Below are 14,015 nucleotides of genomic sequence, written 5' to 3'. Positions count from 1 at the left end.
CTTTGTCTTCCATTCCATTGGTTTATTCATCAATAGCTACTGGTGCTGGATTATTATTCGGCACCACTGAATTATTAATCACGACTAAACTGCCATTCTTTAGTTTGAGCTGTCCACTCGTAACGACCATTTCACCTTCTTTCAGACCGTCTAAAATTGCAATTTGATCGCCGCGTTTTTCACCCGTCGTCACAAAAGTTTGTAGGACACTAAGTTGTGATTTTCCATTTTTATCCTTTCCTTTTTGTTGCACGATATAAGCGATCTCTCCATAAGGGTTAAAGCTAATTGCCGTCTGTGGCAAAGTTAAATAGTGTTTAAGTGGACTCGTTTGCACTTCCGCTGAAACAAACATACCAGGATATAATTCAGATTGTGGATTAGCGATGGTCGCTTCAATTTGCACGTTTCGCGTATTAACATCCACAATCGGATTGATGGTAGTCACTTTTCCAGTAAAAATTTTATCTGGATAGGTATCTGTTCTAATGTTAACTATGGATCCTATATGTAACTGCACTAACTTCTGCTGTGGAATAAAAAAATCGGCATAGAGTGGATCTAAGGCTTGTAAAGTAACGACTTGATCACCCGGATTAAGATATTGGCCTACGTTTACAGTCGAAACACCTAAACGACCACTAAACGGTGCTTTTAAAGTTTTTTTAGCGACTATCGCTTCTTGTTGAGCGACTTGTGCAGTTAAATTTTTTAAATTTTGCTCATCCGTATCAAGCACCGCTTTACTAATCGCTTTGACAGCAAATTGTGCCCTATCACGATGATAGATAATTTCAGCTAATTTCTCTTGTGCTTCTAATGAATGCAATAATGCCACATCTGAATCGGCGTTAAGTTGTACTAAAACATCTCCTTCCTTAACTTCCGCGCCTGGCTTCAAATAAACCATACGCACTAATCCAGCTAATTCAGTGGTAACATAGACTCCGTTTACCGCACGCATACTACCGTAGGTCAAAATCTTAGGTTGCCACCATGAATATGAAACGCGCATAGCTGAAACAGTGACAACCGGTGAAATATTTTTTTGCATCGCATGTCGAATAAAGAAATGATTAATCGTTTGATAAGCAAAAATTAGAATAAAAAGCGTACCGACGCTGATCAACATGATGATCATGGGTCGATTAAAATGCTTTTTTAACCTATGCACGTTTGTGATCCTCTACTAACAATCCGAGTTCCACCATCCACCCCCTAAAGCTTGAAATAAAGCGGCTGTATCCGCATATCGACTCGCTTCAGCTTGAACCAAGCTAATCCGTGTTTGCTGATATTGTCGTTGTGCATCCAATAAAGAAAGGTAACTAACACCACCTAGAAAAAATTGTTGTCTCACCAAATATAAATTAGCATAAGCCGCTGATTCGGCCTGTTTTTGTGCGCGCATTTCTCGAGCATCCGCTTCTATAGCCCGTAACGTATCCGCTACATTTTGAAAAGCTTGCAACACCACTTCTCGATACTGTGCCGCCGCTACATCATAAGCGGCAATAGCCGCACGACGTTCAGCCAGTAAAGCACCTCCTCGAAAAAGTGGTTGAAATAATGCTCCTCCAATATTCCATAAATTACTCTGCGAGCCAAAAACTTTACTACCCACTGAATTAGATTTTCCCCAAGAACCATTCAACGTAAACTGTGGATATAAGTTAGCCGTAGCAACCCCTATTTGAGCATTAGCCGCTTCCCATAATGCTTCAGCAGCACGCACATCGGGTCTTTGCCGAACTAAAGCCGATGGCACACTCAATGGAAGTTCAGTCGGTAAGTGCAACTCATTCAAATCCAAAGACGGAATAACATAACATTCACTAGGAAAAGCACCGACTAAAATAGCCAGTAAGTGACGTGCTTGTGCCCAACTCTTTTCTAAAGGCGGTAAAGCAGCTCGAGTTTGTGCTAATTGGGTTTGTTGTGCAACGACCTCAATTTGTGAAACACCACCGAGATCAAATTGTTTTTTTATGATTGCCAATTGCTCAGCTTGCTCTCGTATCAATTGTTTAGTTACACAAATCTGTCTATGCAATGAGGCTATGGTAATAGCCGTCGTTACAATATTGGACGTTAGACTCAGATAGGCCGCGCGAAGTTCAAAATATTGATATTCTACTTGCGATTGTAACCCTTGTATTTGTCGTCGCACCCCTCCAAAAAAATCCAGTAGATATGAAGCATTTACTGAGGCATTAAATAGATTAAATACGGACGTAGGAATCCCACTGGTGGTTAACGTATCACTTGCCGCATTGGATGAATTAAAAAACCCCGTATTGGAACCACGTTGTGCGGTCACTGCAGCTGCGATATTGGGAAACAAACCATTACCTATCCCCGCGCTTAGATTTTCCTGTGCTTCAAGTAAGGTAGCTTTAGCCGCTTTTAAATTAGGGCTGTTGGTTAACCCTTGGCAAATGAGTTTATTTATTTTAGGTGAATGAAATAAACGCCACCATTCTGCAGAAATAGTTTTAGCTTGAATAAATTGCTGCGAAGCGCCTCCATGCCCTGGTGCGCTGGCAGTTCTACAAGGCCAAGGGGGTTTGGTGTAATGATTTATCTTCGGAGGTTCAGGCGGTTCAAAATCAGGCCCCACCAGGCAAGCACTTAGGCTACCCAACATCATGGCAATCATGGCAAATTGATAATAGCTCCTATAAAAAACCCACATTACATCTGTCCATTTTTACCTGTTATATACACATTTTTTAAGTGTACTTTCCTATCATAGACGATATTTTTAGAACTTTGTGAAAAATTAAAGCGAATCATACCTCATTCACGCCTAATCAAGATAAGAAAAAACTTATCCCTACGCCCACAACAAACTATGCTTTAATTAAACTATTGGGAGATAAATCTACCCATCGATAATTTTAAAAAATAAAAAAGATTTCTCTAATTGGAGCTTAATTTATGGTCAAGTATTTAAAAAGAATTGGTTCAGAAAAAAAACGTAAACTTGCCTTATTATATTTAGTGATAGGTGCTATAGCGATAGGTTTTGCTCCTATTTTTGTCCGATTAAGCGAAGTGGGTCCCATTGCGACTGGATTTTGGCGCGTAGCTATCGCCTTTCCCATTTTAACTTTACTTTCGTTAGGACAAGGCTATACACGCCCCGATGATAAGCAAGCGCCGACCTTAAAAGATTATCTTTGGCTATTATTTTCTGGCGTTTTATTTGGCGGTGATCTCGCCACATGGCATCTTTCTATTCAATATACGACCATCGCCAATTCGACTTTAATTGCTAACTTTTCACCCATCATTATCGCTTTATGGGGATGGATTGTTTTACGCAGACCACCACAAAAAAAGTTAGTGATTGGTTTATTATTAGCCATATTAGGTATCGCTGTCTTAATTCATCCCAGCTTCCATATGGACAAAAATATCCGCATTGGTGATGGATTAGCCTTTATCACTGCCTTTTTCTATGCCGGTTATTTATTAGTTTTAAATCGAGCGCGTAAAAAATTTACAGCTTTTTCCAGTATGGCGATATCCACTTTTGCCAGTATGCTCACTTTACTTACCATCACGTGCCTATCGGGTGAGCTTGCTATACCGCAAACAGAAATGGCATGGATTATTTTATTTGCTTTAGCTTTGTTTGCACATATTTTAGGACAAGGATTAATCGCTTACGCCTTACCGTATTTACCGGTTACCTTTTCATCAACCGCCCTGCTTATCCAACCGATGGTCGCTTCAATGGCAGGTTGGTACTTCTTTTCAGAATATCTAAGTTTCAGTCAAATGATCGGGATGCTGATCGCCTTAGTGGGTATCTTTTTAGCTAAACAAACTATTTAATCTTCAAAAATTCTCAAATGCGGTCGTATAAAATACTTTATACTCACAGCAATGGGATTTTTGGCAAGGCGCCGCGAAAACGAAGCAACCGCAGTGTATTCAAGATACATGAGGATTGCGAGTTGAGCGGCAACACAGTCAAAAATTCAAGTGCGAAGAGTTTATAACAAACTTTTACTCACCATTTCATACACGTCTGAAGAAAGTCCCTGTATTTTAATAAGCTTCTCTAGTTGTTCGTGCATTAAGGCTTGACGATCAACATCAAAACGCTTCCATTGTGTAAAAGGTTTTACTAAACGCGCCGCTATCTGAGGATTGATAAGATCAAGGTGCTGTATTTGCTCACTTAAAAATACATAGCCGGCACCTGAACGATCATGAAATTGACTACGATTTTCTGAACAAAAAACACCAATCAAGGATCGAATTTTATTCGGATTCTTCCAATCAAAAGCAGGATGCTTCAGTAATTTTTTAACCTGATGTAAGGTATCAGGCAATGGAGCACGCGCTTGTATGGCTAACCATTTACAAACCACTAAAGAATTCGCTGAATTTTTTTCATAAAACTCTTTTAAAAAACGATCTCTTTGCGATAAATTATGATTGACTATTTCGCTTAATGCCACAATCCTGTCGGTTAAGTTATCGGCTTTTTTGTAATGATTCACACAGAGATGATGCACGTTAGGGTCTTGCAATAACATGAGATAGGTTAAACTTATGTTAGCTAAACGTCGATTCGTTACCGACTGCTTATCAAAAACATAAGGTTTTAAATCATGGCAGGCTTGATAACAGTGTAAAAAATTATTTTCTAGTTTTTTAGCGCACTGAAAACGCAACCATTCCCTTTCTTCATGAATACCATCGATATCAATAATAAGCATTTGTTCTGCAAAAGCAGCTTCACTCGGTAAACTGAGTAATTCTGCCAATAAATCCTTACTGTCCTGCTTATCCTCAGCAAATAGAATTTTATATCCTTTAAATAGCTCACTAACGGCTGAATCTTCTAGCGTTGATGAGGATTGAATTCGGCGCAACACAATTCGACTAGCTAATTCCTGCGCAGCATCCCATCGATTAAAGCCATCGGTATCCGATTGCATTAAAAAGGCGAGATCCTTGTCAGAATACTTAACCTTCAATTTTACTGGAGCAGAAAAATTTCTCAATAAAGAAGGAATTGGTTTAACATCGACGTTAACAAACTGGAAAACATGCTCAGATTCTCTGAGTTTTAATGTGCATTGCGTCCCCAGAGGTGTATCATCACCGACTAACTGTAAGTCAATCGCTTGGCCCGCTGGATTAAATAAAGCCATCACTAAAGGAATATAAAAAGGTTTTTTAGTCGGTTGACCAGGTGTAGCAGGGCAATGTTGTTTAAGAATCAAATCAAAGGTTTTTTCTTCCGGTGAATAATGGTAATCCACCTGTAATTCGGGTGTCCCGGATTGCTTATACCAACGACGAAATTGTTGTAGATCATAACCACTCCCTTTCTCGATTGATTTAACAAAATCTTCTATAGTAACTGCTTGTCCATCATGAACAGTAAAATAATCATCCATACCTTTGCGAAATAATTCTGGATCCACTAAGACCTTCATCATGCGAATGATTTCAGCGCCTTTTTCATACACGGTCATGGTATAGAAATTATTAATCTCAATATAAGAATCAGGTTGCACGGGATGAGCTAAAGGACCTGCATCTTCTGCAAACTGCATCGCTCTTAATTGTCTTACCGTGTTAATCCGTTCAGTCGCAGGATTGCCAATAGATTCACTAAATTCCTGTTCACGAAAGACCGTCAAGCCTTCTTTAAGACTTAATTGAAACCAATCGCGACACGTAATGCGATTACCGGTCCAATTATGAAAATACTCATGTCCTACAACTTTAGTAATATAACTATAATCTACGTCAGTTGCTGAACTCGGATCCGCCAAAATGGTCTGCGCATTAAAAATATTAAGTCCTTTATTTTCCATGGCGCCCATATTGAAATCATCGATGACCGCAATCATGAATATGTCTAAATCATATTCGCGACCATAGGCTTGTTCATCCCAACGCATGGCTTTTTTTAAAGATTCCATCGCATGATGGCATTTATTTTTCTCACCTTTTTCTGAAAAAATCTGTAAATTTATTTTTCGCTGTGATTGAGTCACAAATTCATTTTGACTATATTCTAAATCGCCTGCAACCAAAGCAAATAAATAACTGGGTTTTTTAAACGGATCTTCCCAAGTAACAGAATGTTGATTATTTTCTAAATCCTGCTGTGTGATTTTATTTCCGTTGGATAACAAAATGGGATATTTCTTTTTGTCAGCAATAATAGTAGTCGTATAACGGGCCAATACATCCGGTCGATCTAAAAAATAAGTGATGCGACGAAAACCTTCGGCTTCACATTGAGTACAAAAAATTCCTCGAGAAACATAAAGTCCACTTAATGCTGTATTTTCTTTAGGTTTAATTCTATTTTCAATCTCAAGATTAAATTGATCGGGTACGTGAAAAATAATAAGTTCATTATCTTTAAGTTGATAGTCGCTATTTGATAAAAGTCGAGCATCGAGCTTAATAAAAATCAATTCGCAATTCTCACCCTGCAAAACCAGTGGTTTATTTTTATTTTCTGATATCGAGTTTCGAGTAAGCGCCAAACGAGAATTAACTTGAGTCAAATTTTCATTTAATTTAAAAGTTAATTCAACCCTATTGATCAAAAAACTAGGTGGAGTGTAATCTTTAAGAAAAGTAGTTTTTAATTCAGTCATTTTTCACCTATTATTTTATGAGAGGATCAGGTTCTTTGTTCATATTCGCTAAAGCAGGTAGAATTAAACTTAACAAAAGGAATGAACCACCCACAATCGTGGTTCTAGCTAGCACTTCTTGATTAATCAGCACAACAAATAGACTAGCAAATACTGGCTCTAAAGCAAATATCAACGCGGCTTTGGGAGCACTGGTAAATTTTTGATATTTATTCTGTAAATAATACGCCAAACTGGTCGCAAATACAGCACAAAATAGAATGCCAATTAAGGCTTGTGGCTGTAAAGCCGCACTAAAAGAATGCCCTTTAGTAAATAAAAATACAAACGGAACGGTAAACAAGAGTTGATAAAAAGCCAATAATTGATAATCACCAATCAATTGATTAGTACGCTGTAGATAAGTAATTTGTAAGGAAAAAAAGATAGCACCCAGAAAAACCCATAAATCGCCATGCCCAATATAAAGATGTTTTATATCCATTAAAACATAAAGTCCTATAAATCCTATGGCCGAACACAATAAATCCAAGCGACCCGGCTTTTCTAGCTTAAACAAAGGCGCTAAAAAAGGGACTACAATAACACTCGCACCGGTAATAAACGCTGCACGTGCAGAATGCACCGTTTCTAAACCGATAGTTTGACAAAGATAAGCCCCTGCATTGAGAACACCAATGATTAAACTGGCACACAAAATAGATCGAGTGGTCTTATGGAACAAAATCCAGACACTCGGTAACAAAACCAAGGCTGCTAACGCAAAGCGTAAGCTCACAAATACAAACGGATCAACTTCAGTCAAAGCATTTCGAGTCAGTGGAAAAGTAACCCCCCACATCAAGGTGGCTAAAATAAGATAAAGATTAGCTTTACTAGATAATTTCATAAAATATAGAGTATAGTCACTCCAATCCCTTGCAACAACAGGAGAATTTCCGGTGTCAATTCGTGTTCTTGTTAACGGCGCGGCTGGGCGCATGGGGCGAATCACAACTAAAACGATTAAGCAGGATGCAGCATTCGATTTAGTCGCAGAAACTCACAGTAGCGATGAGCTTAAAAAATATCTATTGTCCAGCAAAGCAACAATTGCTATTGATTTTACCAATGCCGCTGTCGTCTTTGAAAATGCCAAAAGCATTATACTGGCAGGGACTCATCCAGTTATTGGAACTAGTGGTTTGCGCCCAGAACAAATAAATGAATTACAAAAGCTTTGCTCTGAGAAAAACTTAGGTGGGATCATTGCACCCAATTTTTGTATAGGTGCTTTATTGATGATGCGCTTTGCTGAACAAGCCGCACACTATTTTCCTGAATGTGAAATTATAGAAACCCATCATGAAAAAAAGTTAGACGCTCCATCTGCAACTGCTATAAAAACCGCTGAATTAATTAGTGCCGCTAGAAAAACATCGCCTAACACCAAAAAAACTCACGAAACACTAGAGGGCGCACGTGGCGCGGTTAAGAATCAAGTTCCAATACATGCACTACGTCTACCTGGGTTTCTCGCCAAACAAGATATAATATTCGGCCATCTCGGTGGAAATCTCGTTATCGCCCATGAAACAATAGATCGTAATGCCTATATGCCTGGCGTATTACTGGCTTGTAAAAAAGTGAGATCGTTAAAAAAATTAGTTTATGGTTTAGAAAATTTTTTATAAAAAATTATCATTAAAGCTTCGCGCGGAAAACTCAAATGATCGATTTCAAACAGTTACATGTTGAGCTTTTAAAACAATTAAGCAAAAATCATTTTGACATTAATGAAAAAATCAATAAGAAATTAATTGAATATGTCTTGTTATTACATAAGTGGAATCAAATACATAACTTAACCAGCATACGTGATCCTTTGCAGATGCTCTCCAAGCATATTATTGATAGTCTTGTTATTAGCCCTTACTTGCAAGGTCCAGACATTCTAGATGTCGGCACAGGTGCCGGTTTGCCGGGCATACCTTTAGCATTGACGCACCCACACTATCGTTTCGCATTACTAGATAGTAACGGAAAAAAAACGCGCTTCTTAACCCATGTCATACAAACTTTAACGATAACTAACGTCGAGATCATTTCTTTGCGCGTTGAAAAATATCATCCCGAATATTGTTTTAATAGTATAGTCAGTCGAGCCTTTAGCCAGCTCAATGAATTTTTACATAAAACTAAACATTTATGCTGCGAAAATGGAAGTTTTTTAGCCATGAAAGGGCAATATCCCGCAGAAGAGATCCATGTACTTGATACTGATTTCAAGCTCATTGACACAAAACCTTTACAAATTGCTGATCTTGATGAAAAAAGACATCTACTGATTATTGGTTTAAATCACTAATAAATAAAATCCCTTTATGTATTTTATTAATTCCTTGTGAGTTAAGAAAAGATTAATTATTCTATCTTACAATTAATAACTCAATAAAAACTTAATAACACTTTTGCCAAGGAGAATAAAATGCTAAACGTTGTTGCTGAAACGATATCTTTACTTCCTGCACAGCATTCTCCTAATTTTTTTCAAAAATCTATTACGGCCACTAAAAATATATCCTGTAAAACATTTAGTATAGCTTTGGCATCGGCAGTCAGTGTGATTACTTATTTTGAACCCTCTTATCAAGCAGGTGCTTCCATTGCAGACGGGCTAAAAGAGATTACCGCAGCAAGTGGAATTGGAACTAACTTTCTTTTTAATATACAAGCCTATCGGGAACTTTCGCAGCAGTTTTCTAAATTTTTTAAGTTGCCTTTGCAACTTTCAGCAGCAATATTTTTTTCTATCATGTGTGTAGCACCTAATTTATTTATGAATATAGTCGATGAAGAAGGAAACTATATTGATGAGCCCTTAATGATATTACAGATAGTTTCTGCCTTACTTAATATCGGTGTCAATATTGTAGGCTCCATGGAATTAATTAATAGCATTTCTTCTCTATTCAAAAATAAAACCGACTTACAAAAAGAAAAACTTATAGAAAAAATTAACCTTGCATTTGAAAAGTTTCAGAAACACCATCAATCAGAACCAAATGAAACATTAAATTCAGAATTACAGGAGCAGTTAATCTTTCTCCTTACAGCCAATAAGGAATCCACTTCACGGCAAAAAATAAGCTATTACTCTTTAAATGCCGGACTTGGCTTGTTCAGTATTCCCCAATTTAGTGCGTATTTATTAATAAGTTATTTTGGTATGCGTGACTTATCCGAAAAAAAATTAGGGACTCATCACTCAATCAGTCTATTACTAGGTTCACTCGCTGCCATTGGCAATGGGATACCGGGTGCAGGATTCTCGATTAAAGGTGTCAATTCGATGAGTAAAAAACTAATGTCTTTGCAAACACCTTCTTTGTTGGCTACACTTTTTGCACTCCCTGCATTATTCTCAGGGTTTACCACACACAAAGCCATGGCAGATAGTTTAAAAGAAGTAGGCTATTCAGGGAACCTAGCTGAAGCATTAAAATGGATAGCCAATCTTGGTGCAGCACTCATTTATAATTTACCGCAAATGCTCACTTTAGCGAACAGCTTGAATGCGCCTGCTGTTAATAATCAACTCCATGCTTTAAAGCAAAAGCTTAAAGATCAAATTAAAAATTTAAACGCCTCTAATGTGAAAAATTTTAAAACTGAATTACCTAATAGATTAAGTAGTTTTTTTAAAGATTATATTGCTGAAGATGTTGATTTGCCTAATTACCCTCATTCATACGCTGCCATCAATAGTATATAAAAACTTAGGCCCTATGAAAGAAAAGATAGGTTAACTAACAAAACTAGCTAAATTGTTCTTTTTCAAGGCTAGAACTTTTTGACATTCTGGTACTAAAAAACCACCTTAACAAGATATGTCTTGACTAATCCCATTTAATTCGCACACCTAACCTCCCTAGAATGATATAATTATTGTTATTAACATGGCTTAAACTGGTATTTACGGAAGCTTCTCCAAATACTGAAAAACAATCATTATTCCAATTCTTTGAGCCACCAATACCAAGTCCACCCCAAAGAGGATAATTTTGACTACTAAAAGGCGTTTCTGATACAGTAATAGCATATTGATTTAAAAAATCGTAATAAAGATTGGCAATTCCATATAAATGACTCCTATCTACTATACCCAGTGAATTTAACTCTCTATTTTGATAATCTACAGATAATCCTAAACGCCCAATAAGACTTTTGGCATTGTTTAAAGAAACATCCGCACCAAAAACATCTTTAAAATGATTAAAGTCCACCTGGTAATAACCAAATTGAGTTTGCGGAGTAAAAGACCAATTTGTATTGAAAAGAATTCGTTTTCCTATTTCAAGACTAGTAGCATAACTTTGCGCATCATTATTATTTTTAAGCGTCTGATTACTTGTATTTGAAAACAAATCACTATCGTACCAAATGGCATGAGCTTGTCCATCAACGTAAAAACCATTGTTACTATACCAAGTTAGTGTTGCGGTTGGCCCATAACCGTTGGCATTAATTTTACCTTTACCGAAATATGAATTAATGTCAGAAAAAACTTTACCGTAATGACCAGCTAATCCACCTACTAGCGATCCCGTAGAATCTGCAAATAAACGTTTATCTATACCTAAAGTGTATTTCAATAAATTAGCCCGATAATCAAATGGAGCTATTGAGGATTTAGGCTCAAAGGAACCTTGCATTCCATCAATTTTACTCCAAAAACCATCACCTTCAATTAAATTGGAAGCCTTTAGTGATGAAAATTTATTTGAGCCCCACCAACTTCTATTACCAACCCTCTGTTGAAGGGTATCCATCAAGTTGAACAATTGTAAAACGCCGGCATAAGCTTCATAAATAGGGACACCCGGTTGATAAAGTGGCGTAAGGCTATCGTTTAAGGATGAACGAAGATACCAATCCCCATCTGTAGGCGTACTAATACCATTTTTATAAAGTCTATACGCATAAGCCCCCGAAACTACTGCGGGATCCCCTTCAAATACATAGTCGCCAATTAACTGAAACGTCGCATTGGAAGCACCGTTTACATCAATGATTTTAATACCCTCATTAGTTGGTGCACCAATACCATCAGTATTAGTTACTTTTACGAAACCAGTTCCCGTCGTATTACCTTGAACAACTACAATATCGGTTGATGAATTGTCAGCACCCAGTGATGTATTTAAATTAATTATCCCGTTGTTAGTAGTATAATTGCTATTGATCTGCAATTGTTTGTAAGTACCGCTATAGTTCCCAAAATCAATAATCCCATTATTTTCCATATTTAAAATGGTAGAATCAGCCGTCATTAACCATCGACTTGTCGGATCAATTAAAGCACTACCACCATCCATGCTACCAGTCAATAAAGTGTTAGAAAGTAATGATAGGGTGGAAGTTGAACCGCCCTCTACAAAAACATCACCGTTTAAAACACTTTGCGAAAAAATACCGGTAAAATCACTGGTGTTATTAACATTTAAAAGCTGCTGACCTGTTACAGCGCTAGCCATACCATTGGTTATTTGTAAATTGGCACTGGTGGAGCCGTCAATCAAAATAACATCATCTTCAGCAATTAAATTAATATTCGATAGATTTATTTGTTGATTATTACCATCAAACATTTGGATAGCATGTAATTTTGCATTAATTTGACCAGAAGCAATGTTAATGATGCCGTCATTATCACGAGTCCCTATTCCAACACCATTGGTACCCGATGAAATGATATTGGCATTGTTAATAGTAACAATGCCACTTTCATTTGCGCCCACACCGAGAGAATCATCACCTAAAATTTGAATATTAGCTGTGCCATTGATGGTTATGCTTGGCGAACCATTGCCCGTTGAACCATTTGCAACGACACCAGGAATGTCGTCATTAACCGTAACCACATCTAAATCATTTAAAACAATACTTCCTGCTCCAGTACCTGAAGAAGTAGCATAAACACCAATAGAGGGAGTTCCTAGAAAAAGGGTACTACCTTCATGACGAATGCTTATTTTTCCTTCGGAAATAATAGTACCGCCATCATTAACATGCATTCCTCGAGAATTTAAGCCCCGCATGATTATGTTTGCATCGTTATGGATAATAATTCGGTTAGTGTTTGCACCTGTTGCCGTTATTCCCTCACTATCATAGCCATTAATATCCAGTTGAAGTGCTCCTCTTGTCTCAAGAAGTCCATTACCCACACCTCCATCAGCTGATAAGCCATTATTTTGTTGTGTACCAGTAAAAATAGAATTACTTCCATGCGTGGTAATATTGGCACCTGCATTGATATTTATAACGCCATTACTTGAAACACGTGCTGCTGTTGAACCTTCGGTATTGCCGGTATTTTGACCTGTTTCAATCGTAACAAAACCATTAAAATTGATTATGCCACCATTTTGTGCGCGTGCACCAATCCCGTTAGTCCCTGCTAAAGTATTAATTAGAGTTACTGAAGAATTGGCGTTAATAACACTGTTTGTAGTGGAATTGAAAACAGGTTGTCCTACGGTATTTTGAGTATAGATTGCGTTATTAGCGGTACAAACACTTCCGGTAGTCGCATTGAGTCGATTTGCCGTTTGGGTACAAGCAGAATAACAAGGTTGTGAAATCGTGATAAATAACGAAAGCGCACTAATATAAAGTAATTGAATCCTTTTCATATAGGAAAAATTCCTTTTACCCCTATAAAAAACTTACACGGATACTAATTTAAAAGCAGCTTACTTACAAGTATTAATACGCATTAGCAGACTTACCCAAAAGAAAAACTCTTCACTCTAAAGGCCACTATAAAAATTTACTATTCTTTCTATAGCTGGACTCAAGAGTTGACGGCTGGAGCTTTTAGGCAAGAAATCCTAATGATCGAAGATAAACAATTACTGGCTTTAGCTTTGTTTATCTTGTTTTTTTCAGAAGCCACTAACGCAACAAATTCCTTGTCATCACAGGTATCAGCCAGTGCTTACACCCGTCACAGTAGTCAAGCTGATCTAATGTTCCCGCTAAACAGTAATAATACACATAATTTTTATGCCAATCCAAGTTGGCTTATGGTACTGATAATCAAGGTTACACTGGACCTAGGTTATCGCTGGATAAAAAATAACGCCGCTATTTTAGGATTATTTATTTGGTGGTTATACGCGCATTGATAATAATGCACGTTTATGGGGATTTCAGGTTCTTAAATGACGACTTATCAACCTCTTAGCTATGATCATCCATAAAAACGTTGTAAGATCACAACTTAAAATTAGATCTACTCCGAGTAGATACTCTTAACTCCAAGAATAACTACTTTTATTTTGTAATTTTTCAAATTTATCGATAGCCCTATATATCTGATTTTCG

General features: G+C 37.3%; 10 protein-coding genes. 5 read left to right on the top strand and 5 right to left on the bottom strand.

The genetic code is table 11. The features are described 5' to 3' along the window. Positions 1–22: 22 nt before the first annotated feature. Complete coding sequence (locus A1D18_RS00860) at positions 23–1,174, bottom strand: efflux RND transporter periplasmic adaptor subunit (protein ID WP_245756764.1); 1,152 nt, start codon at positions 1,172–1,174, stop codon at positions 23–25. 15 nt (positions 1,175–1,189) lie between these two features. Beyond that, positions 1,190–2,695, bottom strand: a complete 1,506-nt coding sequence (locus tag A1D18_RS00855; RefSeq protein WP_071661935.1) for an efflux transporter outer membrane subunit — start codon at positions 2,693–2,695, stop codon at positions 1,190–1,192. 245 nt (positions 2,696–2,940) lie between these two features. Between A1D18_RS00855 and A1D18_RS00850 the strand changes: the two genes are divergently transcribed. Continuing rightward, on the top strand, positions 2,941–3,843 hold the full coding sequence (locus tag A1D18_RS00850) for a DMT family transporter (protein ID WP_071661934.1): 903 nt from the start codon (positions 2,941–2,943) through the stop codon (positions 3,841–3,843). Between the two features lie 161 nt (positions 3,844–4,004). On the opposite strand, the gene pepN is transcribed toward A1D18_RS00850, so the two are convergent. Both pepN and A1D18_RS00840 read right to left on the bottom strand, forming a co-directional pair. After that, the gene (gene pepN / locus A1D18_RS00845; RefSeq protein ID WP_071661933.1) at positions 4,005–6,644 is read right to left on the bottom strand and encodes an aminopeptidase N; all 2,640 of its coding nucleotides are present in this window, start codon (positions 6,642–6,644) and stop codon (positions 4,005–4,007) included. Between the two features lie 10 nt (positions 6,645–6,654). Next, positions 6,655–7,533: a DMT family transporter gene (locus A1D18_RS00840; RefSeq protein ID WP_071661932.1), complete on the bottom strand. Its 879-nt coding sequence runs from the start codon at positions 7,531–7,533 to the stop codon at positions 6,655–6,657. 52 nt (positions 7,534–7,585) lie between these two features. On the opposite strand from A1D18_RS00840, the gene dapB reads away from it, so the two are divergent. The 3 genes from dapB (at position 7,586) to A1D18_RS00825 (ending at position 10,398) form a co-directional block, all read left to right on the top strand. Next, the gene (dapB, locus tag A1D18_RS00835; protein WP_071661931.1) at positions 7,586–8,317 is read left to right on the top strand and encodes a 4-hydroxy-tetrahydrodipicolinate reductase; all 732 of its coding nucleotides are present in this window, start codon (positions 7,586–7,588) and stop codon (positions 8,315–8,317) included. 35 nt (positions 8,318–8,352) lie between these two features. Continuing rightward, a complete protein-coding gene (gene rsmG, locus A1D18_RS00830) occupies positions 8,353–8,991 on the top strand; it encodes a 16S rRNA (guanine(527)-N(7))-methyltransferase RsmG (RefSeq protein WP_071661930.1) in 639 nt (212 codons plus the stop codon). A gap of 120 nt (positions 8,992–9,111) precedes the next feature. Then, a complete protein-coding gene (locus tag A1D18_RS00825; RefSeq protein ID WP_071661929.1) occupies positions 9,112–10,398 on the top strand; it encodes a hypothetical protein in 1,287 nt (428 codons plus the stop codon). Positions 10,399–10,522: 124 nt separating this feature from the next. On the opposite strand, the gene A1D18_RS00820 is transcribed toward A1D18_RS00825, so the two are convergent. Then, entirely contained in the window at positions 10,523–13,321 is a 2,799-nt protein-coding gene (locus tag A1D18_RS00820) for an autotransporter family protein (RefSeq protein ID WP_071661928.1), read from the bottom strand. A 201-nt stretch (positions 13,322–13,522) separates the two neighbouring features. On the opposite strand from A1D18_RS00820, the gene A1D18_RS00815 reads away from it, so the two are divergent. Next, positions 13,523–13,816 carry a hypothetical protein gene (locus A1D18_RS00815; protein ID WP_071661927.1) on the top strand — a complete coding sequence of 98 codons (294 nt, stop codon included), beginning with the start codon at positions 13,523–13,525 and terminating at the stop codon, positions 13,814–13,816. Positions 13,817–14,015 lie beyond the last annotated feature (199 nt).

The sequence above is a fragment of the Candidatus Rickettsiella isopodorum genome (assembly GCF_001881495.1).
Classification (GTDB): Bacteria; Pseudomonadota; Gammaproteobacteria; order Diplorickettsiales; family Diplorickettsiaceae; genus Aquirickettsiella; species Aquirickettsiella isopodorum.
This window is presented reverse-complemented; position numbering and strand designations above follow the sequence as displayed.

Bases quoted from the DNA above. Each gene is read 5' to 3' on its own strand.
- A1D18_RS00820 (WP_071661928.1), bottom strand. From the start codon at position 13,321: ATGAAAAGGATTCAATTACTTTATATTAGTGCGCTTTCGTTATTTATC.
- pepN (WP_071661933.1), bottom strand. From the start codon at position 6,644: ATGACTGAATTAAAAACTACTTTTCTTAAAGATTACACTCCACCTAGT.
- A1D18_RS00840 (WP_071661932.1), bottom strand. From the start codon at position 7,533: ATGAAATTATCTAGTAAAGCTAATCTTTATCTTATTTTAGCCACCTTG.
- A1D18_RS00825 (WP_071661929.1), top strand. From the start codon at position 9,112: ATGCTAAACGTTGTTGCTGAAACGATATCTTTACTTCCTGCACAGCAT.
- A1D18_RS00850 (WP_071661934.1), top strand. From the start codon at position 2,941: ATGGTCAAGTATTTAAAAAGAATTGGTTCAGAAAAAAAACGTAAACTT.
- rsmG (WP_071661930.1), top strand. From the start codon at position 8,353: ATGATCGATTTCAAACAGTTACATGTTGAGCTTTTAAAACAATTAAGC.
- A1D18_RS00855 (WP_071661935.1), bottom strand. From the start codon at position 2,695: ATGTGGGTTTTTTATAGGAGCTATTATCAATTTGCCATGATTGCCATG.
- A1D18_RS00815 (WP_071661927.1), top strand. From the start codon at position 13,523: ATGATCGAAGATAAACAATTACTGGCTTTAGCTTTGTTTATCTTGTTT.